Origin of the sequence: Stenotrophomonas acidaminiphila (assembly GCF_014109845.1) — a bacterium.
Taxonomy (GTDB): Bacteria; Pseudomonadota; Gammaproteobacteria; order Xanthomonadales; family Xanthomonadaceae; genus Stenotrophomonas; species Stenotrophomonas acidaminiphila.
In genome coordinates this window covers 1,705,857-1,730,975 of the sequence record NZ_CP043567.1, presented here as the reverse complement: position 1 = coordinate 1,730,975, position 25,119 = coordinate 1,705,857, and the positions used below count along the sequence as shown (strand labels likewise).

At 70.7% G+C, this 25,119-nt stretch carries 22 protein-coding genes and 1 pseudogene; 8 read left to right on the top strand and 15 right to left on the bottom strand.

Going from position 1 to position 25,119, the window contains the following annotated elements; translation table 11 throughout:
- Positions 1-79: 79 nt before the first annotated feature.
- The 5 genes from ppx to F0P95_RS07870 all read left to right on the top strand — a co-directional run bounded on the left by ppx (position 80) and on the right by F0P95_RS07870 (position 5,058).
- Positions 80-1,606: an exopolyphosphatase gene (gene ppx, locus F0P95_RS07890; RefSeq protein WP_182336396.1), complete on the top strand. Its 1,527-nt coding sequence runs from the start codon at positions 80-82 to the stop codon at positions 1,604-1,606.
- A 119-nt stretch (positions 1,607-1,725) separates the two neighbouring features.
- Positions 1,726-2,862: a glycosyltransferase family 4 protein gene (locus tag F0P95_RS07885; protein WP_182336394.1), complete on the top strand. Its 1,137-nt coding sequence runs from the start codon at positions 1,726-1,728 to the stop codon at positions 2,860-2,862.
- On the top strand, positions 2,843-3,382 hold the full coding sequence (locus F0P95_RS07880; RefSeq protein WP_182336392.1) for a phosphatase PAP2 family protein: 540 nt from the start codon (positions 2,843-2,845) through the stop codon (positions 3,380-3,382). Before F0P95_RS07885 ends, F0P95_RS07880 begins: the two co-directional genes overlap by 20 nt.
- 100 nt (positions 3,383-3,482) lie before the next feature.
- Positions 3,483-4,226, top strand: a complete 744-nt coding sequence (lpxH, locus tag F0P95_RS07875) for a UDP-2,3-diacylglucosamine diphosphatase (protein ID WP_182336390.1) — start codon at positions 3,483-3,485, stop codon at positions 4,224-4,226.
- A 70-nt stretch (positions 4,227-4,296) separates the two neighbouring features.
- Positions 4,297-5,058 (top strand): energy transducer TonB, encoded by a 762-nt coding sequence (locus F0P95_RS07870; protein WP_182336388.1) that lies wholly within the window; start codon positions 4,297-4,299, stop codon positions 5,056-5,058.
- A gap of 135 nt (positions 5,059-5,193) precedes the next feature.
- Here F0P95_RS07870 and F0P95_RS07865 read toward each other — a convergent pair whose 3' ends face one another.
- From F0P95_RS07865 to F0P95_RS07830, 8 genes are all read right to left on the bottom strand, one after another.
- Positions 5,194-5,640, bottom strand: a complete 447-nt coding sequence (locus tag F0P95_RS07865) for a hypothetical protein (protein ID WP_182336386.1) — start codon at positions 5,638-5,640, stop codon at positions 5,194-5,196.
- A 101-nt stretch (positions 5,641-5,741) separates the two neighbouring features.
- Positions 5,742-6,554, bottom strand: coding sequence for a ferritin-like domain-containing protein (locus tag F0P95_RS07860; protein WP_054668600.1), 813 nt, complete (start codon positions 6,552-6,554; stop codon positions 5,742-5,744).
- A gap of 33 nt (positions 6,555-6,587) precedes the next feature.
- Positions 6,588-8,054, bottom strand: coding sequence for an amidophosphoribosyltransferase (gene purF, locus F0P95_RS07855; RefSeq protein ID WP_054663460.1), 1,467 nt, complete (start codon positions 8,052-8,054; stop codon positions 6,588-6,590).
- A gap of 31 nt (positions 8,055-8,085) precedes the next feature.
- Positions 8,086-8,817, bottom strand: coding sequence for a CvpA family protein (locus tag F0P95_RS07850; RefSeq protein WP_182336382.1), 732 nt, complete (start codon positions 8,815-8,817; stop codon positions 8,086-8,088).
- 36 nt (positions 8,818-8,853) lie between these two features.
- Positions 8,854-9,849, bottom strand: a complete 996-nt coding sequence (locus F0P95_RS07845) for an SPOR domain-containing protein (RefSeq protein WP_182336380.1) — start codon at positions 9,847-9,849, stop codon at positions 8,854-8,856.
- Positions 9,850-9,945: 96 nt separating this feature from the next.
- The gene (folC, locus tag F0P95_RS07840) at positions 9,946-11,253 is read right to left on the bottom strand and encodes a bifunctional tetrahydrofolate synthase/dihydrofolate synthase (protein WP_182336378.1); all 1,308 of its coding nucleotides are present in this window, start codon (positions 11,251-11,253) and stop codon (positions 9,946-9,948) included.
- A gap of 96 nt (positions 11,254-11,349) precedes the next feature.
- A complete protein-coding gene (locus F0P95_RS07835) occupies positions 11,350-12,123 on the bottom strand; it encodes a TonB family protein (RefSeq protein WP_182336376.1) in 774 nt (257 codons plus the stop codon).
- Positions 12,123-12,767, bottom strand: coding sequence for a histidine phosphatase family protein (locus F0P95_RS07830; protein WP_182336374.1), 645 nt, complete (start codon positions 12,765-12,767; stop codon positions 12,123-12,125). Before F0P95_RS07830 ends, F0P95_RS07835 begins: the two co-directional genes overlap by 1 nt.
- A gap of 227 nt (positions 12,768-12,994) precedes the next feature.
- On the opposite strand from F0P95_RS07830, the gene F0P95_RS07825 reads away from it, so the two are divergent.
- On the top strand, positions 12,995-13,846 hold the full coding sequence (locus tag F0P95_RS07825; RefSeq protein ID WP_182336372.1) for a type II toxin-antitoxin system RelE/ParE family toxin: 852 nt from the start codon (positions 12,995-12,997) through the stop codon (positions 13,844-13,846).
- A gap of 282 nt (positions 13,847-14,128) precedes the next feature.
- Here the strand turns inward: F0P95_RS07825 and F0P95_RS07820 are convergent, their stop codons facing one another.
- The gene (locus tag F0P95_RS07820; RefSeq protein ID WP_182336370.1) at positions 14,129-16,294 is read right to left on the bottom strand and encodes a S46 family peptidase; all 2,166 of its coding nucleotides are present in this window, start codon (positions 16,292-16,294) and stop codon (positions 14,129-14,131) included.
- Positions 16,295-16,440: 146 nt separating this feature from the next.
- On the opposite strand from F0P95_RS07820, the gene tdh reads away from it, so the two are divergent.
- Complete coding sequence (gene tdh, locus F0P95_RS07815; RefSeq protein WP_425515931.1) at positions 16,441-17,463, top strand: L-threonine 3-dehydrogenase; 1,023 nt, start codon at positions 16,441-16,443, stop codon at positions 17,461-17,463.
- Between the two features lie 139 nt (positions 17,464-17,602).
- Here the strand turns inward: tdh and F0P95_RS07810 are convergent, their stop codons facing one another.
- From F0P95_RS07810 to F0P95_RS07785, 6 genes and pseudogenes are all read right to left on the bottom strand, one after another.
- Positions 17,603-18,298, bottom strand: coding sequence for a TorF family putative porin (locus tag F0P95_RS07810; RefSeq protein ID WP_182336366.1), 696 nt, complete (start codon positions 18,296-18,298; stop codon positions 17,603-17,605).
- Positions 18,299-18,436: 138 nt separating this feature from the next.
- Positions 18,437-19,468, bottom strand: a pseudogene (locus F0P95_RS07805) (sulfate/molybdate ABC transporter ATP-binding protein); the annotation flags it as partial.
- A gap of 1 nt (position 19,469) precedes the next feature.
- Positions 19,470-20,414, bottom strand: a complete 945-nt coding sequence (cysW, locus tag F0P95_RS07800; protein ID WP_182336363.1) for a sulfate ABC transporter permease subunit CysW — start codon at positions 20,412-20,414, stop codon at positions 19,470-19,472.
- A complete protein-coding gene (gene cysT / locus F0P95_RS07795) occupies positions 20,411-21,214 on the bottom strand; it encodes a sulfate ABC transporter permease subunit CysT (protein WP_182336871.1) in 804 nt (267 codons plus the stop codon). Before cysT ends, cysW begins: the two co-directional genes overlap by 4 nt.
- A gap of 54 nt (positions 21,215-21,268) precedes the next feature.
- Positions 21,269-22,291 (bottom strand): sulfate ABC transporter substrate-binding protein, encoded by a 1,023-nt coding sequence (locus tag F0P95_RS07790; protein WP_182336361.1) that lies wholly within the window; start codon positions 22,289-22,291, stop codon positions 21,269-21,271.
- Positions 22,292-22,303: 12 nt separating this feature from the next.
- Entirely contained in the window at positions 22,304-23,788 is a 1,485-nt protein-coding gene (locus tag F0P95_RS07785) for an OprO/OprP family phosphate-selective porin (protein ID WP_232528928.1), read from the bottom strand.
- Positions 23,789-23,895: 107 nt separating this feature from the next.
- Between F0P95_RS07785 and kbl the strand changes: the two genes are divergently transcribed.
- The gene (gene kbl, locus F0P95_RS07780; RefSeq protein WP_182336359.1) at positions 23,896-25,110 is read left to right on the top strand and encodes a glycine C-acetyltransferase; all 1,215 of its coding nucleotides are present in this window, start codon (positions 23,896-23,898) and stop codon (positions 25,108-25,110) included.
- Positions 25,111-25,119: the final 9 nt, after the last annotated feature.

Here is a 25,119-nt window from a genome sequence, read left to right as displayed (position 1 = left end):
ACGCGCCGGGCCATGGCGCCGGCTTCCGGATCCGCGCACAGGGTGACACGCGCCCCCGGCCATCCACTACCATTCCGCCATGCCCCAGTCCTCCCCGACCTTTCCCCCCCTGCAGGACGGCGACCTGCTGGCCGCCATCGACCTGGGCTCCAACAGCTTCCACATGGTCATCGCCCGCTACCTGCTCGGCCAGCTGCGGGTGGTCGACCGCCTGCGCGAGACCGTGCGCATGGCCGACGGCCTCGACGGCAAGGGCGGGCTGTCGGCCGAGGCGCGGCAGCGCGCGCTCGAATGCCTGGCCCGTTTCGGCCAGCGCATCCGCAACATCCCGCCCTACCGGGTACGCGCGCTGGCCACCAACACCGTGCGCCAGCTGCGCTCGCCGCTGTCGTTCCTGATGCCCGCCGAGACCGCGCTGGGCCATGCCATCGAAGTGGTCAACGGCCGCGAGGAGGCGCGCCTGATCTACCTGGGCGTGGCCCATGCGCAGCCGCCCAAGCCGGGCCAGCGGCGGCTGGTGATCGACATCGGCGGCGGCTCCACCGAATTCATCATCGGCAGCGGCATGCAGCCGCTGGAGCGCGAGAGCCTGCAGGCCGGCTGCATCGCCAGCACCCGCCGCTTCTTTCCCGGCGGCAAGCTGAGCAAGAAGCGCTGGAAGGACGCGCTGACCGAGATCGGCGCCGAGTTCCAGCCATTCGCCGCCAAGTACCGGGCGCTGGGCTGGGACGAGGCGCTGGGTTCGTCCGGCACCCACAAGGCGATCAGCGAGATCTGTGCGGCGATGAAGCTGAGCAAGGGCGCGATCACCGCCCAGGCATTGCCGCTGCTGCGCGACGAGCTGCTGCGCGCCCGCCACATCAACGACATCAACCTGCCCACCCTGTCCAGCGAGCGGCGCCCGATCATCGCCGGCGGCGTGCTGGTGCTCGAGGCCGCGTTCCAGTCGCTGGGCCTGCAGAAACTGCTGGTCAGCAAGGCGGCGATGCGCGAAGGCATCCTGTACGACATCATGGGCCGCGCCAGCGACAACGACCCGCGCGACGAATCGGTGGCGGCGCTGACCCGCCGCTACGACATCGACGCCGCCCAGGCGCTGCGCGTGGAAGCGACCGCCCAGCGCCTGTTCGAGCAGGTCGCCGAGAGCTGGAAGCTGGACTCCGACGACGCGCGCATGCTCGGCTGGGCCGCGCGCCTGCACGAACTCGGGCTGATGATCGCCCACAGCGGCTACCACACCCACGGCAGCTACGTGATCGAGCACTCGGACATCGCCGGCTTCTCGCGCCAGGAGCAGCAGATGCTGGCGGCGCTGATCCGCACCCACCGCCGCGGCGTGCCCAGGACCGCCTTCGACGCCCTGCCCGACCGCCTGCTGCTGCCGGCCCGGCGTACCGCCGCGCTGCTGCGGCTGGCGGTACTGCTGCACCGTTCGCACGAGGACGATCCGATCCCGACCCTGGACCTGAGCGTGGACGGCAACACCCTGTCGCTGGTGCTGGACAAGGTCTTCATCGACGCCCGCCCGCTGCTGCGCGCCGACCTGGTCGGCGAGGCCGAAGGCATGGCCGGGCTGGGCATCTCGTTCCGGCCGTTCGTCGCCTGACCCCCGGAGGCGCGCGGAGCCGCCCCCTTCCACGCTGGCGGCCTGTCACATCCCTGGCACGCCGCTGACACCCGGCTGCCACAGCGCCAGGCGACCCTTTGCGACAAAAGGGAGGCCGCATGCGCTACGCCATCGTCACCGAGACCTATCCGCCGGAGGTCAACGGCGTCGCCCTCACCGTGCAGGGCCTGGAACGCGGCCTGCGCGCGCGCGGCAACGAGGTGGACGTGGTGCGCCCGCGCCAGCCGCAGGACCTGGCACAACCGCACGAGCTGCTGGTGCGCGGGATGGCGCTGCCACGCTATCCCGGCCTGCGCTTCGGGCTTCCGGTCCCGCGCCGGCTGGCGCAGCGCTGGCGCCTGCAGCGCCCCGATGCGGTCTACATCGCCACCGAGGGCCCGCTGGGCTGGTCGGCGCTGCGCACCGCGCGCCGGCTCGGCATCCCGGTCGCCACCGGCCTGCATACCCGCTTCGACACCTATCTGCCCGACTACGGCGCAGCCTGGCTGCAGCCCGTGGCGCTGGGCTGGATGCGCCGCTTCCACAACCAGGGCGATGCCACCCTGGTACCCACCCGCGAACTGCAGGACTTCCTGGAAGGCAACGGCTTCCACCACCCGCGGTTGCTGGCGCGTGCGGTGGACGCGTCGCAGTTCTCGCCGCGGCAACGCGACCTGGCGCTGCGCCAGGAATGGGGGCTGGACGCGCGCGGGCTGGCGGTGATCCACGTCGGCCGCATCGCCGCGGAGAAGAACCTCGGGCTGGCGATCCGGGCGTTCCGGCGGATCCAGCAGCTGCGCCCGGACGCACGCTTCGTCTGGGTCGGCGACGGGCCATTGCGCGAGCGCATCGCGCAGGACAACCCCGACTTCGTCTTCTGCGGCATCCAGCGCGGCCAGGCGCTTGCCCGCCACTTCGCCAGCGGCGACGTGTTCCTGTTCCCGAGCCGCAGCGAGACCTTCGGCAACGTGACCCTGGAGGCCATGGCCAGCGGCGTGGCCACGGTCGCCTTCGACTACGGCGCCGCACGCGAACATCTGCAGAGCGGGTACAGCGGCGTGGCCGTGGACAACGACGAGAGCTTCATCAGCGCCGCGCTGAACCTGGCCGGCGACCCGGCCCTGCGCGCATCGCTCGGCGGCAACGCCAGCCTGGCGATGCAGCGGCTGCATCCGGACCACGTGGTCGCCGAATTCGAGGCACTGCTGCACGAACTGTCGCAACGGAGACGTGCCCATGCCCTTGCTGCCGCCTGACGGCCTGCTGGCCCGCGAAACCCGCTGGTGCCGGCGCGCCAACCACTACTGCCGCCGGCGCCGCATCCGTACCCTGTTCGCGGTCATCAGCCGCCTCGGCGATGGCGTGTTCTGGTACCTGCTGATGGCCGCGCTGGTACTGGCCGACGGCATGGACGGCCTGCGCGCGTCGGCGCACATGGCCGCCACCGGGGTGGTCGCGCTCACCCTCTACAAGGTCCTCAAGCGCTGGACCCGGCGCCCGCGCCCGTTCGCCGCCGACCTGCGCATCCGCGCCTGGGTGGCGCCGCTGGACGAGTACAGCTTCCCCTCCGGGCATACCCTGCACGCGGTGTCGTTCAGCGTGGTCGCGCTGGCCTACTACCCGTGGCTGGCGCCGTTGCTGCTGCCGTTCACCGCCGGGGTGGCGCTGTCGCGCGTCGTGCTCGGCCTGCACTACCCAAGCGACGTACTGGCCGCCACCGGCATCGCCCTGCTGCTGGGCAGCGCTTCGCTGCAACTGATGCCGCTGCCGTTCTGAACGGCGGCGGCCAGCCGGCTGCGGTGCCCGCGCGCAACGGCGCCCACCGGTCTCCGCGCGGCCATCGGGAGCGCGCCGGCGTTGCCCTACAATGGCGTCCATGACCACGCTGTTCATTTCCGACCTGCACCTGGACCCCAGTCGTCCGGCCATCACCGCACTGTTCCTGGAATTCCTGCGCGGCCAGGCGCGGCAGGCCGAGGCGTTGTACATCCTCGGCGACCTGTTCGAAGCATGGATCGGCGACGACACCCCCTCCACCGCCGCCGATGCGGTCGCCACCGCCTTGCGCGAACTGACCGATGCCGGGGTGCCGGTGTTCTTCATCCGCGGCAACCGCGACTTCCTGGTCGGCGAGGACTACGCCCGGCGTGCCGGCATGCGCATCCTGCCCGACCCGTGCGTGGTGCCGCTGTACGGCAGGCCGGTGCTGCTGCAGCACGGCGACCTGCTGTGTACCGACGACACCGCCTACCAGGCGTTCCGCGCGCAGACCCGCGCCCCGGCCTTCATCGCCCAGTTCCTGGCGCAGCCGCTGGAAGCGCGCATCGCCTTCGCGCAGAAGGCACGCGCCGCCAGCCAGGCGCACCAGTCGGAAATGAAGCAAGGCGACCGCGCGCAGTTCGAGACCGTCACCGACGTGGCACCGGGCGAAGTCGCCGCCACGTTCCGCCGCTATGGCGTGGACACGATGATCCATGGCCACACCCATCGTCCGGCCGTGCACAGCCTGCAGGTGGACGATGCCGCCTGTATCCGCATCGTGCTCGGCGACTGGTACGAACAGGGCTCGGTACTGCAGGTGGATGCCAGCGGCTATCGGCTGCAGGCGCTGACCCCGTAGGTCCAGGCCAGGTCCGGCGGGCGCCGGAAAGCACTACCATCGACGGACCAATCTGATCAGGAGAGTGAGGATGGCACGCGCGGCAGTGTGGGCATGCACGATGATGGCGGCGGTTGCCGCGGCAGGAATGGGAACTGCGCACGCCGGCAATGCCGAGCAGCCGGTTCCGTTCAAGACCACCGCGACGGTGTGGCTGGACGCGCAGGGCGTTCCGCAGAAGGTTGAAACCCCGGACCGGCTTCCCGCCGCGATCCGCGAAGCCATCGGCGCAAGGGTCAGGGAGTGGCGCTTCGAGCCCGCCACCCTCAATGGCGAAGCAAAGAGCGGCGTCACCCATCTGATGCTCGACGCCTGTGCCGCCGCGGGCGCATCGGGCGAGTTGAATCTGGCGGTGGGCTACGTCTATGGCGGCCCGGTCAACAACCAGGATCCCGCCGGCCTGGCGCCTCCCCCCCGCTACCCCGTCGACGCGATCCGCGCGGGCGTCCAGGGCACATGGCTGGTGACCTACGAAGTACTGCCCGACGGCACCACCCAATGGATGTCCGTCGATCCGCAGGGCGACACCCAGCCGAAGCGGCTCAGCTATTTCGAACCGACGTTGCGCCAGTGGGTAAACCAGTTGCGCTACACGCCCGAAGAAGTGGATGGCCAGCCGATAAGCACGGTGGTTCGCGTCCCGGTCGGCTTCAGCCTCGACTCCACTCCCCAGCCCGCGTCCCGGAAAGAAGCCGCCCGTACCGCCATGGAATGCGTGGCGGCGACGCGGGCCGAGCCATCCAGGCGGACCGTCACCGATACGCGGTTCAAGCTGGTCAGCGGCGGCAGCTGAGCGGACGCTGCAACGGCGTTGGCGGCTGCTGGCAACCGGCGCCGTCGCTGCGGGCCCGCGTCATCGTCGAAGTGTCGGCCGACGATGCGGGCGGCTTCGATTCTCCATCGAACCTGCCGTCGTCCCGGAGCACGCCTACCGGGACGACGGCGGCGACGCCGGATCGAACGCGCATCCTTTGGCGGTCGTTTCCCCCAGCCGCCATGACACGCTGAAGGGATAGGTGATGTCGGACATGCCGTCCGAACAGGACGCACGGCGCACGTCCAGGCGGAACGGCACGCCACCGTCCTCGCCCGCCAGGTGCAGGCCATCGGCATCGAGGCGGCGCATGGCCTGCAGCCGGCGTGGCGCGTCCATCGTTTCCGGCGTGGTGTAGGCCAGCGTCCCGCCTTCCACCTTCACGCCCCAGAACGGCTCGACGCCCGCGGCCTGCAGGCTGGCCGGGAACGCTGCCGGGTCTGTGTCTCCCCGCGTGGCGGCCGCTTCGTGCGCAGGCGCGCCGGTGTCGGGCACGGCGGGGCTGCAGGCCAGCAACAGGGTCATCGGCAACGCCAGCGACAGGGGGCGGAAGACAGGCATGCGCGGCTCCATGGGGATGCGACAGGGAGTGGGAATGGTCGCATGCGCCAGGTAAACGCAATGCGATCCGCGCGGCCCCGGAAGCCGGCCACGCGGTTGCGTCATCCCGCCTGCTCGACCAGGTCCGCGAGCTCGTCGGCGTCGAAACCGGCCAGCAGGCGCGCTTCGAGATTGAACGGGCCGTGCAGGTAACCGCCGGCGTATTCGTGCAGCAGCTGCTTGAACCGCGCGCGGGGTTCCACTCCGGCACGTTCGCAGTACCAGCGGTACCAGCGCGAGCCGGCGGCGACATGCGCCACTTCCTCGCGCAGGATCACTTCCAGCACGTCGGCGGTGGCGTCGTCGCCGAGCGAGCGCAGCCGGGTGATCATCGCCGGGGTCACGTCGAGCCCGCGCGCTTCCAGTACGCGCGGCACCAGCGCCATGCGCGCCAGCCCGTCATGCGCGGTTCTTTCGCACATTTCCCACAGGCCGTTGTGCGCGGGGAAGTCCGCGTAGTCGTGGCCGTGCGCCAACAGCCGCTCGCGCAGCAGCAGGAAGTGGCGCGCCTCGTCGTCGGCGCAGCTCACCCAGTCGGCATGGAAACTGCCGGGCAGGCCGCGGAAGCGGTACACCGCATCCCATGCCAGGTCGATGGCGTTCAGTTCGATATGGGCGATGGCGTGGATGAAGGCGGCGCGGCCCTCGACGCTGCCAAGGCCACGCCGCGGCAGGTCGCGCGGGTGCACCAGCACCAGCCGCGCGGGGCGGCCGGGCATGCGGATCGGCGCCGGCTCGGGTGCGTGCGCCGGCAGCTTCAGCGTGCCGGCGCGGAACACGCTGGCGCAGTGCCGGGTCAGCGCCACCTTGCGCAGCGGATCGGCCTCGGCCAGGCACAGCTGCGCGGCGTGCAGCAGGTCATCCACCGCCGGCATGGCGCCGGCTTGCGCGGCCCCCGCCTGCATGGCTCAGGCGCGGCGCTTGTTCTTGGCTTCGTCCGAGCGCAGCTGCTGGATGCGCTCGAAGTAACCCGGCTCGATGCCGGTGACGTAGTGGCCGTTGAAGCAGGACGAATCGAACGCCTTCAGCTCCGGATTGCCCTCGCGCACCGCCGCCTCCAGGTCCTCGAGGTCCTGATAGACCAGCCAGTCGCAGCCCAGGTGCTTCTCGATGTCCTCGACGCTGCGCTCGTGCGCCACCAGTTCCTCGGCGGCCGGCATGTCGATGCCGTAGATGTTGGGGTGGCGCACCGGCGGCGCGGCGCTGGCCAGGTACACCTTGCGCGCGCCGGCGTCGCGCGCCATCTGCACGATCTGCTGGCTGGTGGTGCCGCGCACGATCGAGTCGTCCACCAGCAGCACCACGCGGTTGCGGAACTCCAGGTGGATCGGGTTGAGCTTGCGGCGCACCGACTTCACCCGCTCGCCCTGCCCCGGCATGATGAAGGTGCGGCCGACGTAGCGGTTCTTGACGAAGCCCTCGCGGTACTTCACGCCGAGCACGTTGGAGATTTCCAGCGCCGCGTCGCGCGAGGTGTCCGGGATCGGGATGATGGTGTCGATGTCGTGGTCGGGCCGCAGGCGCAGGATCTTCTCGCCCAGCTTCTGGCCCATGCGCATGCGCGCCTTGTGCACCGAGACGTTGTCGATCATCGAATCCGGGCGCGCGAAGTACACGTACTCGAAGATGCAGGGCGTCTGCTGGGTGGTGGTGGCGCAGACCTCGGCGAACAGCTCGCCGCGCTCGGTGATGACCACCGCCTCGCCCGGGGCGACGTCGCGCACGCGCTCGAACCCGAGCACGTCCAGCGCCACCGATTCGGAGGCCACGATGTACTCCTCGCCTTCGGCATGGCTGCGCTTGCCCAGCACCAGCGGGCGGATGCCGTGCGGGTCGCGGAAGGCCACCAGGCCCAGGCCCAGCACCACGCTGACCACCGCATAGCCGCCCTTGCAGCGGCGGTGCACGCCGGCCACGGCGCGGATCGCCGCCTCCGGGGTGAGCATGCGCTGCGCGTCCAGTTCGTAGGCGAACACGTTCAGCAGCACTTCGCTGTCCGAGTCGGTGTTGATGTTGCGGCGGTCGGCCTCGAACACCTGCTGGCGCAGCGCCTCGGTGTTGATCAGGTTGCCGTTGTGCGCCAGGGCGATGCCGTACGGCGAGTTGACGTAGAACGGCTGCGCCTCGTCGGTGCCTTCCGAGCCGGCGGTCGGGTAGCGCACGTGGGCGATGCCGATGCGGCCCCGCAGCAGTGCCATGCGCCGCTCGTCGAACACGTCGCGCACCAGCCCGTTGCCCTTTTCCACCCGCAACCGGGTGCCGTGCGCGGTGGCGATGCCGGCGGCATCCTGGCCGCGGTGCTGGAGGACGGTCAGGCCGTCATAGAGCTGCCCGGCGACGTTCTGGTTGCCGACGATTCCGACGATGCCACACATGTTGCGCGATCTCCGCTGGGCCGTGGCCCGGTTAACGTGAAGGGGGCCGTGCCTGGCCCGATGGCCCGGTCCGCGCCGGACCGGGGTGATCCGGGCGCACCTGCGCCGGATCGATGTTGGAAGGCCACGCCTTCGCCGGGTCCTGGCGGCTGCCTCCGGTCGCGGCCGGCCGGGCGTCTTCCGCCCGTTCCGGCATCGCTTGCGGCAGTCCGCTGCCCGCTTCATGTTCGCTGAGTCCGGCATTATCGCCTGCCAGCACCGCCTTGCCCAAGTCCAGCAGCGGGTGCTCCGGCACGGCCGGCAGTTCCGGCAGCCGCGCGCGCAGCCAGTCGGCCGGCGGGTGCAGCCACGACGCCACCTGAGAACGCCGCCACGGCTCGCCGTCGGCCACCGGGGTGAAGCCCAGCACCAGCACTGCCAGCACCGCCAGCAGCACGCCGCGCACGATGCCCAGGCCGAAACCGAACAGACGGTCCGGTCCCTTCAGCAGCACGGTGGAATCGACCACCCCGCGCAGCAGCAGGCCGATGGCCGAAACGACCAGCAGTACGCCGAAGAAGGCAATGGCGTGGCCGGCGGCATATTGGCCCAGGGTCGGCGTCGCGCCGCCGCTGAGCATCACGCTGGCGTCATGGCCGAAGCGGAACGCGGCCCAGCCGGCCAGCAGCCAGCCGAGCACGCCGAACACCGTGGCCAGCAGGCCGCGCATCAGCCCGAACAGGGCCGATACCACGATCACCCCCAGCAGCAGCAGGTCGATCACCGGTTGCCCCGCCCGGGCATCAGGCCGCTCGCCGCATCAGGGGTGCGGCCGGACCATGCCGGCGATGCCGACCTTGGCCGCGACCTGTGCCTTGAGCTGTTCGGCTTCGGCACGGTTGGCCACCGGGCCGACGCGGACGCGGTTGAGCACGCCGCTGTCGGTGCGCACCTGTTCGACGAAGGCGCTGAAGCCGGCCGCGCGCACCTTGTCGCGCAGCGCATTGGCGTCGGCCGCCTTGCCGAACGCCCCCAGCTGCACGGCGAAGCCGACGCTGCTGGCCGCCGGCGCGGGGGCGACCGGGGCCGGCGCCGGCGTGGGCGTGGCAGGCTTGGCGGGCTCCGGCTTCGGCGCGGCGGGCTTGGACGCGTCGCGGACGTCCTGCCGGGCCGCGGCCACCGGCCTGGCGGGCTCGGCGGGCAGCGCCTCGGTGCGCGCCGCCGGGGCGGCCACCGCCGCGGGGGGGGTCGTAGCCGGGGTGGCGGCCGGCGCCGCGGGCTCCTTGTCGGCGTCGAGCACCACCACCTGCGCGTTCACGTCGCCGGGGACCTTGCCCGCCTCCAGCCGGACCAGCTCGGCCTGCGCGCGGTCGGCATACGGGCCGATGCGCACCCGCCAGGCTGGGCGTCCGTTGATGGTGTCCTGCTGGCGGAAGCCCGGCAGGTTGGATTTTTTCAGGTGGGCGATCACCGCATCGGCATCGGCTTCGGTGGCGTAGGCACCGAAGCTCACCGCGTAATTGCCGGCCGCCACGCTCGGCGGCAGCGCGCCGCCGGCGGGGTCCGCCGCCGGGGACGCGGCCTCGGCGACCGGTTGCGCGGTGGGCATGCCGGTGGCGCCAGCGGCGCTCGGCGCGACCAGCGGCAGCTCACGGGTTTCGAACTGGCCGTCGGCCGGCGCATCGGGCGCGCGCAGCGGGACGTCCTGCACGCCGCTGTCCGGCGCCGGGCCTTTGACCAGCATGGGCAGGAAGATCACGGCCAGGGCCACCAGCACGATGGCGCCAATCAATCGCTGTTTCAGGGGAGTATCCACGGCAAGGCGTATGGGCGGCAGGGCGGAATGTCCGGCGATTATATGCGCGGCCGGCGACGGCCACGGCCGCGCCAGCTGAACGGTGCTCGGCGCTGGTCAGCGCGCGGGTTGCGGCTTGCGCGCGGGCGCTGCTGCCGGGTCCTGCAGCAGCGGCAATGCCTCGGCCACCGTGTGGAACGAGCCGAACACCAGCACCCGGTCGCCGCGGCGTGCCTGCTCCAGTGCCGCGGCCAGCGCCTGGCCGACGTCCGCGCAGGTCACGGCGCTGGCAGCGGCGGTACCGGCCAGCCGCTCGCGCAGCTGCCCGGCGCCCTGGCCGCGCGCGCCGTCGAGCCCGGCCAGGTACCAGCGGTCGATGCGCGCCTGCAGGGCCGCGACCACGCCGGGCGCGTCCTTGTCGGCCAGGGCCGCATACACCGCCAGCGTGCGTCCGCTGGCCGGGCGTGCCTGCAGCGCGGCGCCAAGGGCGGCGGCGGCCTGCGGGTTGTGGCCGACATCGACCAGCACTTCCACGCCATCGTGATCGAACCGCTGCAGGCGCCCGGCGACCTGCGCCGCGGCCACGCCGCGCGCCCAGGCCGTCCGCGGCACCGGACGGTCCAGCGCGCGCAGCGCGGCGATGGCGGCGGCTGCGTTCGCCCGCTGCACCGGCGCCCACAGCGCCGGCTGCGGCAACTCGATGCGGAAGGAGACGTCACGCCAGCGCCAGGTATCGGCATCGATCGGCTCGGCGAAGAAATCGCTGCCGGAGCGGATCGCATTGGCGCCCAGCACGTAGGCCCGGCGCAGCACGCTGGACGGCGGGTCGATCTCGCCCAGGATCAGCGGCTTCCAGCCGCGGATGATGCCGGCCTTCTCGGCGCCGATGGCCTCGCGGTCGCTGCCCAGCCAATCGGCATGGTCGATGTCCACGGTGGTGATCACCGCCACGTCGGCATCGACGATGTTGACCGCGTCCAGGCGCCCGCCCAGCCCCACTTCCAGCACCGCCAGGTCCAGGCCGGCGCGCGCGAACGCCCACAACGCGCACAGCGTGCCGTATTCGAAATAGGTCAGCGCGGTGTCGCCACGCGCATCCTCCACGGCGTTGAAGCCCGCCACCAGGGTGGCGTCGTCGACGTCGGCGCCGTCGATGCGCACGCGCTCGTTGTAGGCCAGCAGGTGCGGCGAGGTGTAGGCGCCCACCGCCCAGCCGGCGGCACGGGCGATGGCCTCGATGAAGGCCACCGTCGAGCCCTTGCCGTTGGTCCCGCCGACCACGATGCAGCGCTGCGCCGGACGCTCCAGGCCCATCCGCGCGGCCACCTCGCGCACCCGCTCCAGGCCCATGGCGATGGGCTGCGGGTGCTGTCGGTCGATATGGGCGAGCCACTGTTCGAGCGTGGCGGGACGTGCGGAGGACATGCGGGATTCTCGGTGGCACGCGCCGGCGCACGGCGCGGCGGCGCGGATGGGGGCGCACATGATACAGCCGTGCCGCCCCGCGCCCGGACGCCGCGCCTAGGGCGTGGCCACTGCGACCGCCTGCGGCCGCTGCCTGCCACGGCTGGCGCGCAGCGTGGCCAGCGACTGCCGGCAGGCATCCAGGTCGTTGCCACACAGCACGCTGGTGACCACGAACCGGTGGCGGCCATCGCTGACCCGCCGGTTGCGCACCATCATCGGGCCCTCGAGCTGGAACAGGCTCAGGCCTTCTTCGTCGTGCAGCCAGAAATCCGCCTGCGCGCCATAGCGGCGGAACAGCGCCAGCGGACCGATCGTGGCCACCGCCTCGGGAATCGACAGGAAGCCGATCGGGTACGGATCGGGGATGTAGCCCGGCAGCGTGCCGTCGGCATCCAGCGCCGGCATCGGCACGCGGCCGCTGCGGCGCTCCTCGAAGAACGGGTCGCGCGGGCGCTTGCCGGCCTGCGCCGGGATCTCCTCGGGCAGCGGTTCGAACGCGAACGGCAGGCGATAGCGCGGCTGGCCCCGGTATTCCGGCGGCACGGTCCAGGCGCGGGCCGCCGCCAGCGCCGTCGCGTCCAGTACCGCCACGCCGGAGCCCTGTTCGACCCGTGCGGCCTCTACCCGTCCGCAGGCATCGCTGTCGATGATCACGTTGATCACATAGCCGAGCAGGCGCCACAGTTCCGGCGGCGGGTAGTGCGGCGCGCGGTTGGCCGCCGGTGAAAACGGCGGGCAGCCCTCGTCGGTCTGCGCCAGTGCCGGCAACGACGACAGCGCCAGCAGGGCGGCAGCCAGCCAGCGCGGCGGCAGCCGCAGGCGCGCCATTACAACGCCCGGTGCTTGGCCTCGCCGAAGAACGGGGTGTGGTGCGCGCAATCGTTCAGGCGTACCACCTCCAGGTGCTCCACGTCCGGCCCTTCGAGCAGGTTCAGCGTGGTCGGCGCCTGGCGGAAGGTCCACAGCTTGCCGATCGGCAGGCCCAGCACCTTGCACAGGATCACGCGGTTGACCGCGTCGTGCGCGACCACCAGCAGGGTGTCGTCCGCGCCCAGCCCCTCGGCCGCGCGCGCCAGTCCACGCCAGCTGCGGTCCAGCACCTGGCGCAGCGATTCGCCGCCGGGCATCAGCACCGTATCGGGTTCCTCGCGCCAGGCGCGCAGGCGCGCGGGATCCTTGTCGTTGATCTCGCTGGCCAGCAGGCCTTCCCATTCGCCGTGGGCGATTTCCTGCAGGTCCGCATCGGTCTGCAGCATCGAGGCGCGGGCGCTGCCCAGCGCGGCACGCGCGGTGCTCTGCGCACGCGACAGCGGCGACGCCACCGCGCGGGCGATATCGATCGACTGCAGGCGCTCGCCCAGTGCCCTGGCCTGTGCCTCGCCTACCGGCGACAGCGGGATGTCGATCTGGCCCTGGTAGCGGCCTTCGGCGTTCCACGGCGTTTCGCCGTGGCGGGCAAGCAGGATGCGCATGCAGTTGGGAGTCCGTGGCGAGGGGGCAGGCATCATAGCCTGTCGCCGCCGTGCCGCAGGCGTCGGTTGCCCGCGTTACGAATCCCCGGCGGGCGCACGGCCGCAGCCCGGGCAGACGCCGGCCGGCGCGTTGCCGGCCATCGACAGGCGTTACCATGACGGCCCCGATCCGCTGCACGGTGTGACTCCCACATGAGGGCCAGCAGCTCCAACGCCCGCAAGGTGGCATGAGCAGCGCTTCGTTTTCCCCGTCGTCCGCCCCCCCGCGCTGGACCGAACGCCTGCAACCGTGGGCGGCCGCTCTGGTCAGCGCGCTGCTGCACCTGCTGGTGCTGCTGCTCCTGCTGCATTCCACGCCACCGGTGGTGACCACGCCGCAGGGCACCGCCGGCGGCGGCCGGGTCAAGGTGGATTTCGTCGGCGAGGCACCGCCCTCCCCGACCCCGGCCCGCCAGCCGCCGGGGCCGAAGCAGGACGACGCGCGCAAGAAGCCGGCCAGGCCCACCGCCCGCCGCCATGCCGATGCCCGCAAGCCGGTGCCGGAAGCCCGCTACATCGAACCCCCGGCCGAACCGGAACAACGCCAGGCCCGCAGCGAGGAGCCGCCCGCCCCCGAGCCGACGCAGGCCGCGGCCACCCAGCCGCCGGAAAGCGTGCAGCGCCGGCCGCAGACCTGGACCGGGCGCCCACCGGGCTGGCAGCCGCGCGATACCGCCCCCGACGACGGACGCAGTTCCGGGCCGGTCAACCGCAACGGCTACCGCAACGACATGGCCGCGGGCGAGCCGGCCATGGAAGTGGGCGGTTACCAGATCGTCTACGACCTGCTGGGCGAAGCCCGGCTGCGTGGCTGGATGGAACAGGGCGTGAAGGAGCTGTCCATTCCCCTGCCCGGCACCACCTACCTGATGGTCTGCCCGGCCGAAGTGGCGCTCAGGCGCGGCTCCAGCAAGTGCCGCCTGCTGCCTCCCGACGCGCCGGAACTGCAGTCCATCGGCGATGCGCGCCAGGTGGTCACGGTGATGTATGTGTACCGGCGCGGCGAACTGGTCTGGCGCGGGCCGGGTCCGTACCGCTGAGACAACCGCGTCCCGGCGCCACCGCACCGCAGCCCTCCCCGCGTGGCCAACGCCGCGCACGCACGGGTACCCCCGCGGCGGCTGGAGCATCCGGGTGGGTCGGCCGCGCGCGGGCGCCGCGCCGCGTGGTGCCGATCATGGGCATGGCCGCGGCCGGTGCCACCGGCAACAACCGTGCGCTCCCCCGGCATCGCCGCATGCGCGCGCCGCCAGGCGCGAGGATCATGAAAAAAAACCCCGGACGGTTTCCCGTCCGGGGTTCTCGGCAAAACCGGACGCGGCTTACTTCGAGGCCGCTTCCAGCTCCTTAAGCAGCTGCGGCGCCGGTGCCACTTCCTGCATGATCCAGCGCATGTAGCGCTGGTCCACCGAGATCATGCGGGTCATCACCGGGTCGAACACCCAGTTGCTGGCCACCGATTCCCAGATGCCATCGAACGCCAGGCCGACCAGGCGGCCATGCGCGTCCAGCACCGGCGAGCCGGAGTTGCCGCCGGTGATGTCCAGGTCGGACAGGAAGTCCACCGGCACGCTGCCCAGGCGCTTGTCTTCCAGGCCGCCGTAGCGCTTGGCCTTGACCGCATCGAGCAGCGCCTTCGGCGAATCGAACGGATCGACGCCGGTTTCCTTGGCGGCGACGCCTTCGATGGTGGTGAACGGCTGCTGCACCTTGCCGTCCAGGCCGGTGTAGCCCTTCACGTTGCCGAAGGTGATGCGCAGGGACAGGTTGGCATCCGGATAGACGAACTCGCCCTTGCTCTTCTTGTAGTCGGCGATGGCCTGCAGGAACAGCGGACGCGCCACCAGTTCCTCGCCGCGCTTGACCTTGTTCTGGTGCTCGATCTGCAGCAGCGCCGGCATCACCGCCACCGCGTACTGGATGGCCGGGTCGGTGCTGGCCTCGAACGCGGCCTTGTCGGCGTTGAACCACTTCATGCGCTCGGCCAGGTCGCCCAGGCGCGAGCCGTCCAGCCGCGCCAGTGCGGTGTCCACGGCCGCCGCGTCGGTGCCGCCCAGCCAGCGGTCGAACGCCGGCACGCGCTGGCCGGCGGGCAGGGCCACATAGCGCTGCAGCCAGTACTGCTGGAACTGCCGGTCCATGGCCGGCACGTAGCGGCGGTCCATCTGCTTCAGGCCGCCCTCGATGGCCGGCAGGTCGCGTTCCTGGTAGCCGTCCTCGCGCTGCGCATCGGGCTTGGCCTTCTCGATCGCCAGGCGGTACAGGCGCACCGCGGTGCCCAGGGTGCCGGTGCGGTTGAACATGCCCAGGGTGATGTCACGCTGCTGGGTGCTGCGCGCCTGGGTGCCGAGCGCCTGCAGCTGCGCGTAGGCATCGAGCGCCGGCTTGCCGGCGGCGCCCTGCCCGCGCAGCCATTCCAGCACCGCGGCTTCTTCCTTCTGCTTGTGCGCCAGCACGTTGTTGCGCTTGAAGCCGTCCAGCTGGCCGTCGTAGTTCTTGCTGGTGTTGTTCCAGCCGGCCATGCTGGCGGCGTACTTCACCGCGATGTCCTTGTTGTCCTTGCTGGCGGCCTCGACCAGCGCGATCTGGTCCTTGTACGCCTTGGCGATGGTCGGGTAGGTCCAGTTGGCGGTGTTCTCGAATTCGCTGACCAGCGCATAGCGGTCGGTACGGCCCGGATAGCCGGCCACCATCACGAAATCGCCCTCGCCCAGCGGCTGCTCGGCCAGCTTGAGCCAGTGCTTGGGCTGGTACGGCACGTTGTCGGCCGAGAACGCGGCCGGCTTGCCGTCCTTGCCCACATAGGCGCGGTAGAACGAGAAATCGCCGGTGTGGCGCGGCCACATCCAGTTGTCGACGTCGCCGCCGAATTTGCCGACGCTGCCCGGGGGCGCATACGCCAGGCGCACGTCCTTGATCTCCAGGTTCTTGAACAGCCGGTAGGTGTTGCCGCCGGAGAAGCTGTACAGCGTGCAGCTGTAGCTGTCGTCGGCCTCGCAGTCGGCCACCAGCTTCTTCTCCAGCGCCTCCAGCGCCTCGGTGCGCTTGAGCGGGTCGTTGCCGGCGCCGGCGATGGCGGCCCTGGCCTGGGCGGTGACGTCGGTGATGTCGTCCAGCACGTAGATGCGCGCGTTGGGGCCGGCACTCAGCTCATCCTTGAAGGCGGCCGCGCTGAAGCCGTCCTTGATCAGGTTCTTCTCGGCGGTGGAGTTGAGCTGGATGGCGCCGTAGGCGCAGTGGTGGTTGGTCGCCACCAGGCCCTGCGGCGAGACGAAGCTGGCGGTGCAGCCGCCCAGCGCCACCACCGCGCCCATCGGGTCGCCGGTCAGGTTGCTCAGCTGCAGCGGGTCCAGCTTCAACCCGGCCTTCATCAGCGGCCCGGCGATCTGCGGCAGCTGCTGCGGCACCCACATGCCTTCGGCGGCGCTGGCCGCCTGCACCAGGCCGAGCCCGGCCACCACGGAAAAAGCGAGAAGATTCAGACGCATGAAGCGGACCCCGAAGATTGGAAACCCCGATTGTAGCGGGTGAAACCTTCGCCGTAGCGCCGCTTCCCGGTACGGGGGGCCGCGGTCGCACGCATATAATCGGCACTCTTTCCCACTGCGGTTTCCCGGCAATGACACAGAACACGATGCGCGCGCTGGTCAAGCGCGAGGCCACCAAGGGCATCTGGATGGAAGAGGTGCCGGTGCCGGTGCCCGGCCCCAACGAGGTGCTGATCAAGCTCGAGAAGACCGCCATCTGCGGTACCGACCTGCACATCTACCTGTGGGACGAGTGGAGCCAGCGCACCATCAAGCCGGGCCTCACCATCGGCCACGAGTTCGTCGGCCGCATCGCCTCGATCGGCCCCGGCGTGACCGGCTACGAAATCGGCCAGCGCGTGTCGGCCGAAGGCCACATCGTCTGCGGCCACTGCCGCAACTGCCGCGGCGGCCGCCCGCACCTGTGCCCCAATACCGTGGGCATCGGGGTCAACGTCAACGGCGCCTTCGCCGAGTACATGGTGATGCCGGCCAGCAACCTGTGGCCGATCCCGGACCAGATCCCGTCCGAACTGGCCGCGTTCTTCGACCCGTACGGCAACGCCGCCCACTGCGCGCTGGAGTTCGACGTGATCGGCGAGGACGTGCTGATCACCGGCGCCGGCCCGATCGGCATCATCGCCGCCGGCATCTGCAAGCACATCGGCGCGCGCAACGTGGTGGTCACCGACGTCAACGATTTCCGCCTGAAGCTGGCCGCCGACATGGGCGCCACCCGCGTGGTCAACGTCGCCAACCAGTCGCTGAAGGACGTGATGGCCGACCTGCACATGGAAGGCTTCGACGTGGGCCTGGAGATGAGCGGCAACCCGCGCGCGTTCAACGACATGCTCGACTGCATGTACCACGGCGGCAAGATCGCCATGCTCGGCATCATGCCCAAGGGCGCCGGCTGCGACTGGGACAAGATCATCTTCAAGGGCCTGACCGTGCAGGGCATCTACGGCCGCAAGATGTACGAGACCTGGTACAAGATGACCCAGCTGGTGCTGTCCGGCTTCCCGCTCGGCAAGGTGCTCACCCACCAGCTGCCGGTGGACCGTTTCCAGGAAGGCTTCGAGCTGATGGAACAGGGCAAGGCCGGCAAGGTCGTGCTGAGCTGGAACTGAGGCCCGGCCGGCCTCCAGAAAAAAGGCGCCTGTCGGCGCCTTTTTTCATGATTCACATCCCTGTGCGTCACCCTTCGGGCGGCTTCGCCGTGAAGAACGGCCGTCCTGCCGCTTTCTGGCTGCCGCCCCACCGTCGCGCTCAGCGCGCGATCTTGACCGCCAGCACCACGCGGTTGTCGGCCAGCTTGCCGAAGTTGTCGCGGCCCTTGCCGTCGGTGCCGTAGTAGCCCAGCGAGACGTTGGCGATGCCGAAGCTGCGGCCCACGCCCACGCTCCAGTCGGTGTAGTCCTGGGCCACGTCGCTGTCGTTGAACACGCTGCGGCCGACGTTGGCGTTGAGGCTGAAGTCGTTCGGCAGGGCCCACTCGCCGCCGACGCCGTAGTACCAGCCGGTGGTGCTGCTGCCCCACACGTCGTTGGTGTAGCTGACGTTGACCTTCCAGTGCTCGGCGATGGTGGTGGTGGTGACCAGCTCGTTGTAGGCCATCTCGCTGGCACCCGGGTAGGTGTAGCGGTTGAGCATCAGGTCGACGTTGACCGCTTCGTTGACGTCGAAGCCGTAGCCGACGAAGTAGTCCACCTCGACGTCGGGGCTGCCTTCGCCGAAGTCCACGCCCGAGGCGAAGCTGCCGACGTACAGGCCGCTCGCCGTGGTCCAGGTGACGGTGCCCTGCACCGTCGGCTTCTCGTCGGTCTGCGAGGCGCCGCGGAACAGGTAGTCGGAAACCGCGCCGACTTCCCAGCTGAGAGGCGCCGCGTCTTCGGCGCAGGCAGCGAAGGGGATGGACAGCAGGGCAGCACAGGCAACGGCCGCAAGGCGCTTGCAGGGGATCATGCAGGTCTCCGGGAGGTGGGGTGGGCGCCGCCGCGGCGCACAATTCACGAATTCTTAACCAAAATGATCCGGCGCGCCAGCATTTCCTGTGGCACCGTCCGACCCGGCGTCCCGGCGCCGTCCATAGCCCGCCACAGCGGCGGCGAACACCCCGTGGCGCCGCGCCGCCAGCGCAACCACCTGCCCGGCGACGTAGGCCGGCGCGCCCGGCGGCAGCTCGACCTCCACGTCCACCGCGGCCCCGCGCAGCCGCGCCCGCAGCCGCGCCCGGGCACCGCTGCGCTGCACCGCCAGCACGGTCCCCGTCCAGTCGCCGGCATCGCCCACGCGCATGTCTTCCGGACGCACATAGACGTCCAGCGGGACCTGGTCCGGCAAGCCCGCCGGTCGCGGCCAGCGCGCGCCCGCCACCTCCAGCACCTCGCCATCGGTCCGCGCCGGCAGGCGGTTGGCCTCGCCGACGAAGCCGTAGACGAAGGGCGACACCGGCCGATCGTAGACCTCGCCCGGGCTGCCGACCTGTTCGATGCGGCCACGGTTGAGGATCGCCACCCGGTCCGCCAGCTCCAGCGCTTCTTCCTGGTCATGGGTGACGAACACCGTGGTCAGGCCGGTGCGGTCGTGCAGTTCGCGCAGCCAGCGGCGCAGGTCGCGACGCACCTGCGCATCCAGCGCCCCGAACGGCTCGTCCAGCAGCAGCACGCGCGGTTCGATGGCCAGCGCGCGCGCCAGCGCCACGCGCTGGCGCTGGCCGCCGGACAACTGCGTCGGATAGCGCCCACCCAGGCCGTCGAGCTGCACCAGCGCCAGCAGCTCCTCGACGCGCGCGGCGATGCGCGCCTTCGGCCAGCGCCGCGCGCCGCGCCGCACCTCCAGCCCGAAGGCGATGTTGGCGCGCACGTCCATGTGCCGGAACAGCGCATAGTGCTGGAACACGAAGCCGGCGCGACGCGCCTGCACGCTCAGGCCGGTGGCGTCCTCGCCGTCGAACAGGATCCGGCCCTGGTCGGGATGTTCCAGCCCGGCCAGCGCACGCAGCAGGGTGGTCTTGCCCGAGCCGGACGGCCCGAGCAGCGCCAGCAGTTCGCCGCTGCGGATGTCCAGGCTGACGCCGTCAAGCGCGGGAAACGCGCCGAAGCGCTTGCCCAGGTGTTGGATGCGGATGTTCATGTCACCTCGACCGATGCGCGGCGGCCAGCGATTGGCCGTGGCGCCATTCCAGGAAAGTCTTCAGCACCAGGGTCAGCAGCGCGGTGCCGGCCAGCAGCGAGGCGCAGGCGAAGGCGGCGCTGTAGGCATATTCGTTGTAGAGGATCTCCACGTGCAGCGGCAGCGTGTTGGTGCGCCCGCGGATATGCCCGGACACCACCGACACCGCGCCGAACTCGCCCATCGCCCGCGCACTGCACAGCAACACGCCATACAGCAGCCCCCAGCGGATGTTGGGCAGTGTCACCTTCCAGAACATCTGCCAGGCATTGGCGCCCAGGGTGAGCGCGGCCAGCTCCTCGTCGCTGCCCTGCTGTTCCATCAGCGGCATCAGTTCGCGGGCGATGAACGGGAAGGTGACGAAGGTGGTCGCCAGCACGATGCCCGGGATCGCGAAGACGATGCGCGGCAACTGCAGCAGCACCTCGCCCGCCACCGGCAGGTGCAGGCGCACGCCGTCCTCGATCAACGGCCACAGCCAGCCATCGCGGCCGAACAACAGGATGAACACCAGCCCGGCGACCACCGGCGACACCGAGAACGGCAGGTCGATCAGCGTCACCAGCCAGCGCTTGCCGGGGAACCGGTGCTTGCTCACTACCCAGGCCGCGGCAACGCCGAACACCAGGTTGAGCGGAATCACGATGGCGGTGACCAGCAGGGTCAGGCGCACCGCCGACAGCGCGTCCGCATCGCTCACCGCGCTCCACAGCGCCTGCACGCCGCCACGCAGCGCCTCGGCGAACACCAGCAGCAGCGGCAACAGCAGGAACGACAGCAGGAACCCCAGCGCACCGAGCACCAGCAGCGCCTGCACCCAGCCCGGTTCGGTGGTGACGCCACGCCGCGCGCTGGCCGCGGCAGCGCGCACGGCCGGCACCGGCAGTTCCGACACCAGCTCGTTCATCGCCGCTCCCTACGCTGCAGGCGGGCCTGCAGCGTGTTGACCAGCAGCAGTACCGCGAAGGACAGCAGCAGCATCGCCGCGGCGATGGCGGTGGCACCGGCGTAGTCGAACTCCTCCAGGCGGATGGTGATCAGCAGCGGCGCGATCTCGGTGGCGCCGGGCAGGTTGCCGGCGATGAAGATCACCGAGCCGTACTCGCCCACGCCGCGCGCGAACGCCAGCGCGAAGCCGGTCAGCATCGCCGGCCACAGCGCCGGCACGACCACCCGTGCGATGGCCTGGAAACGGCTGGCGCCCAGCGTCGCCGCCGCCTCCTCGAGTTCGCGCTCGGCTTCGGCCAGCACCGGCTGCACGATGCGCACCACGAACGGCAGGCCGACGAACACCAGCGCGACCACGATGCCCAGCGGCGTGTAGGCGACCTTCAGGCCGAGCGGCTCCAGCCAGCGTCCGACCCAGCCCTGGCCGCCATACAGCGCGGTGAGGGCGATGCCGGCCACCGCGGTGGGCAGGGCGAACGGCAGGTCGATCAATGCATCGAACAGGCGCCGGCCCGGGAAGCGGTAGCGCACGAACACCCACGCCACCCACGTGCCCATCAGCGTGTTGAACGCGGCCGCGGCGAAGGCGGTACCGAAGCTCAGGCGCAGCGCGGCCAGCACGCGCGGTTCGCTCCATATCCGCCAGATGCCTTCCACACCCAACCCGGCCGCGCGCAGGAACACGCCGGCCAGCGGGAGCAGCACGATCAGGCCCAGCCAGAACAGGGTCACGCCCATACCCAGGCCAAACCCGGGCAGGACCCGCGGTTGGCGCCGCAGCGGCGGCAGTGCGGCGGCGTTCGCGGCCACCGCTTACTTGCCCGCCTGGATCTGGTCGAACAGGCCACCATCGGCGAAGTGCTCGGCCTGCGCCTTTTCCCAGGAACCGAACGCCTGGCGGAGGGTGACGAGCTGCACCGGCGGGAACCGCGCGATGTCGGCCGGGTCGGCGTACTGCGGGTTGCGCGGGCGGTAATAGTGGCGGGCGGCAATGCGCTGCCCTTCGGGCGAGTACAGGTACTGCAGGTAGGCCTGCGCCACCTCGCGGGTGCCATGCCGGTCGACGTTGCGGTCCACCAGCGCCACCGACGGCTCGGCCAGGATCGACTGGCGCGGCACCACGATCTCGAACTTGTCCGGGCCCAGCTCTTCCTGCGCCAGGAACGCCTCGTTCTCCCAGGCCAGCAGCACGTCGCCGATGCCGCGCTGGACGAAGGTGGTGGTGGCGCCACGCGCACCGGTATCCAGCACCGGTACGTTGCGGAACAGCGCGCGCATGTAATTGAGGATGCGCGCGCGGTCGCCCTTGAAGATGTGCTCGGCGTAGGCCCAGGCGGCCAGGTAGTTCCAGCGCGCACCGCCGGAGGTCTTGGGATTGGGCGTCACCACCGAGATGCCGGCGCGCAGCAGGTCCGGCCAGTCGCGGATCCCCTTGGGGTTGCCCTTGCGCACCAGGAACACGATGGTCGAAGTGTACGGCGCGCTGTTGTCGGGCAGGCGCGACTCCCAGTTGGCCGGCAGCAGCCGCGACTTCTGCGCGATCGCGTCAACGTCATAGGCCAGCGCCAGCGTCACCACGTCGGCCTCGATGCCATCGATCACCGCGCGCGCCTGCTTGCCCGAGCCGCCATGCGAGGTCTCGATGCTGACGGTCTCGCCCCGGGTCTGCTTCCAGTGCCTTGCGAACGCGGCGTTGTAATCGCGGTACAGCTCGCGGGTGGGGTCGTAGGAAACATTGAGCAACTGCAGGTCGCGGGCGAAGGCCGTGCCGGCGCCCAGGGCCAGCCCGAAGGCCAGCGTGGCCACGCCGATGCGCGGAAGGAAGAAGTGCTTCACGAAGGCTCTCCGTCAGAAGGAAACTTGCAGGCGCGAGAAAACGGCCTTTTCATCCGCCAGCCGGGCGCTGCCGGCAAAGGCACCGAAGCGGCTCTGCAGGTAGTTGGTTGCCAGCTTCAGGTTCGGCGTCAGGTACCAGTTCGCGCCGACCGTCCACGAGCGGATGCGCGTGGCCGAGGTGTCGGGATCGGCGTAGAACGGGAAGGCCGCCGCGTCGGCATCCAGCCCGCCATAGCGCGCGGTGAGTTCGAACGCGCCCAGCCCGCCATCGACGCCGAACGGGCGCGACGGCGTCACCCCGCGGTAGCCGGCGTCCTCGCCCGTCAGCACGTAGCTGGCCGTTGCCTGCCAGGCACGGTGCTGCAGTTGCCGGCGGCGCGCATCGCGGGCCACCGCCTGGCGCGAGACGATGTACTCGGCCTGCAAGCCGAAGCCGTTGCGGTAGAACCACCCCTGTGGCGACCAGCGCAGGGTGTCGCCCGCGGCCAGCACCGGGCTGCGGTAACTGAAGAACGTCGCCTGCCCGGGCGAGCGGTAGCGCGGCAGGAAGTTGTTGCCGCTGCCATGCTTCCGCCCGGCGCTGGCCCCCAGGCCGATGCCGAGCCCTGCCCACGCGCTGTCGCTGCCCTTGAACGGCTCCAGGAACACGCGGCCGGCGTACTCGAAATCGCCATCCGGGTTGCCGGCCACCGCATCGCGGCCATCGACCGTGCCGTTGAACACGCCCACCGCGTAGCTGAAGCGGCCGCCTGCCGCCTCGCCCTGCAGCTGCACGCCGAGGTCTCGGTTGGGCGCCAGCTCGCTGGCCAGCGCCCGCTCGACATCCACCAGCGCCGCGGAGGACTGCAGGCGTTCCAGGCCGACCGGCGAGGTGAACTTGCCCACCCGCAGCGTATGGCCCGGGGCGAAGCGCAGGTCGGCATAGGCATCGACGATGGTCGCGCCGTCGCCGGCGAACTCCGGGGTGAAGCGATAGGCGACCCGCCTGCCCAGCGAGCCCTCCAGCGTCGGCCGGGCGGTGCGCAGCAGAAAGCTGTCGTTCGCGTTGCCGTCGCCGATGAACACGCGGGCATCGCCCTGCAGCAGGCCGCGCAGCTTCAGCTCGTAGTCGCCGTCACCGGACTTGAACGAAGCGCCTTTCTGGTCGATCGCGATCCTGGGCGCGAGCCTTGCGGCCGCCACGCGTTCGTCTTCCTGCAGCTCCAGGCGACGCTCGAGGATGCGCAGGCGCTGGTCCAGGTCGGCCAGCCCGCCGCCTTCGGCCGGTGTTCCGTCCGCCACGCCGGCCAGCCGCTCCAGCCGTTCCAGGCGCTGCCGCAGCTGTTCCACGTCCGGTTGCTGCGCCTGCGCCGGCAGCGCCGTCGCACACGCCAGCGCGGCCAGGCCGAGCGGCGACAGCCGGCGGCTCGGCAGGGTCAGCAGGGGGCGTGGCGCGGTCATCGACGGCTCCTGGCGGGGGGTGGGCAGGCTGCCGATGCTGCGGGCGCACACGTCCATGGAGAAATGACTTCCAGCGCGGCGCATATAGCCATCGCACATGACGCCCGCCGCGCCCACCCCGCTGCCGCTAAAATCGGGCTTCCTTCCCGCCGCAAGACCCTGCCATGACCGCTACCGCGAACACTTCCCCGCTCACCCGGCACTACGCCGAGGAACTGGACGCCATCCGCGCGCAGGGCCTGTTCAAATCCGAACGCATCATCACCAGCCCGCAGTCGGCGCAGATCACCCTGGACGATGGCCGCAGCGTGCTGAATTTCTGCGCCAACAACTACCTGGGCCTGGCCGACCACCCGGAGCTGATCCAGGCCGCCAAGGACGCGCTGGACAGCCATGGCTTCGGCATGGCCTCGGTGCGTTTCATCTGCGGCACCCAGGACCTGCACAAGCAGCTGGAAAAGCAGATCGCCGGTTTCTTCGGCAAGGACGACACCATCCTCTACGCCGCCTGCTTCGATGCCAACGGCGGCCTGTTCGAGCCGCTGCTGGGCGAGAACGACGCGATCATCTCCGACGCGCTCAACCACGCCTCGATCATCGACGGCGTGCGCCTGTGCAAGGCCAGGCGCTTCCGCTACGCCAACTGCGACATGGCCGACCTGGAAGCCCAGCTGCAGGCGGCCGATGCCGCCGGCTGCCGGACCAAGCTGATCACCACCGACGGCGTGTTCTCGATGGACGGCTTCATCGCCCCGCTGGACGAGATCACCGCGCTGGCGAAGAAGTACAACGCGCTGGTGCACATCGACGAATGCCATGCCACCGGCTTCCTCGGTGCCACCGGCCGCGGCTCGGCCGAGGTCAAGGGGGTGCTGGACAGGATCGACATCATCACCGGCACCCTGGGCAAGGCCATGGGCGGCGCACTGGGTGGTTTCACCTGCGCCAGCGCCGAAGTGATCGAACTGCTGCGCCAGCGCTCGCGCCCGTACCTGTTCTCCAACTCGCTGCCGCCGCACGTGGTCGCCGCCGGCATCAAGGCCTTCGACATGCTCGACAAGGCCGACGACCTGCGCCGCAAGCTGGCCGAGAACACCGCCTACTTCCGCGAGAAGATGACCGCCGCCGGCTTCGACGTGAAGCCCGGCGTGCACCCGATCAGCCCGGTGATGCTGTACGACGCGCCGCTGGCGCAGAAGTTCGCCGAGCGCCTGCTGGAAGAAGGCATCTACGCGATCGGCTTCTTCTTCCCGGTGGTGCCCAAAGGCCAGGCCCGCATCCGCACGCAGATGAGCGCCGCGCACAGCCGCGAGCACCTGGACCGCGCCATCGATGCCTTCACCCGCATCGGCCGGGAACTGGGCGTCATCAAGGGCTGACCTCCGCCC

Excerpts from the sequence above, each read along its gene's own strand:
- F0P95_RS07870 (WP_182336388.1), top strand. The coding sequence starts at position 4,297 with ATGGCACGCGCGGCAGTGTGGGCATGCACGATGATGGCGGCGGTTGCC.
- F0P95_RS07860 (WP_054668600.1), bottom strand. The coding sequence starts at position 6,554 with ATGCCGGCGGTGGATGACCTGCTGCACGCCGCGCAGCTGTGCCTGGCC.
- cysW (WP_182336363.1), bottom strand. The coding sequence starts at position 20,414 with ATGAACGAGCTGGTGTCGGAACTGCCGGTGCCGGCCGTGCGCGCTGCC.
- F0P95_RS07835 (WP_182336376.1), bottom strand. The coding sequence starts at position 12,123 with ATGGCGCGCCTGCGGCTGCCGCCGCGCTGGCTGGCTGCCGCCCTGCTG.
- tdh (WP_425515931.1), top strand. The coding sequence starts at position 16,441 with ATGCGCGCGCTGGTCAAGCGCGAGGCCACCAAGGGCATCTGGATGGAA.
- purF (WP_054663460.1), bottom strand. The coding sequence starts at position 8,054 with ATGTGTGGCATCGTCGGAATCGTCGGCAACCAGAACGTCGCCGGGCAG.
- lpxH (WP_182336390.1), top strand. The coding sequence starts at position 3,483 with ATGACCACGCTGTTCATTTCCGACCTGCACCTGGACCCCAGTCGTCCG.
- F0P95_RS07785 (WP_232528928.1), bottom strand. The coding sequence starts at position 23,788 with ATGGACGTGTGCGCCCGCAGCATCGGCAGCCTGCCCACCCCCCGCCAG.
- kbl (WP_182336359.1), top strand. The coding sequence starts at position 23,896 with ATGACCGCTACCGCGAACACTTCCCCGCTCACCCGGCACTACGCCGAG.
- F0P95_RS07825 (WP_182336372.1), top strand. The coding sequence starts at position 12,995 with ATGAGCAGCGCTTCGTTTTCCCCGTCGTCCGCCCCCCCGCGCTGGACC.
- folC (WP_182336378.1), bottom strand. The coding sequence starts at position 11,253 with ATGTCCTCCGCACGTCCCGCCACGCTCGAACAGTGGCTCGCCCATATC.
- F0P95_RS07820 (WP_182336370.1), bottom strand. The coding sequence starts at position 16,294 with ATGCGTCTGAATCTTCTCGCTTTTTCCGTGGTGGCCGGGCTCGGCCTG.
- F0P95_RS07830 (WP_182336374.1), bottom strand. The coding sequence starts at position 12,767 with ATGCGCATCCTGCTTGCCCGCCACGGCGAAACGCCGTGGAACGCCGAA.
- F0P95_RS07880 (WP_182336392.1), top strand. The coding sequence starts at position 2,843 with ATGCCCTTGCTGCCGCCTGACGGCCTGCTGGCCCGCGAAACCCGCTGG.
- F0P95_RS07865 (WP_182336386.1), bottom strand. The coding sequence starts at position 5,640 with ATGCCTGTCTTCCGCCCCCTGTCGCTGGCGTTGCCGATGACCCTGTTG.
- ppx (WP_182336396.1), top strand. The coding sequence starts at position 80 with ATGCCCCAGTCCTCCCCGACCTTTCCCCCCCTGCAGGACGGCGACCTG.
- F0P95_RS07810 (WP_182336366.1), bottom strand. The coding sequence starts at position 18,298 with ATGATCCCCTGCAAGCGCCTTGCGGCCGTTGCCTGTGCTGCCCTGCTG.
- F0P95_RS07885 (WP_182336394.1), top strand. The coding sequence starts at position 1,726 with ATGCGCTACGCCATCGTCACCGAGACCTATCCGCCGGAGGTCAACGGC.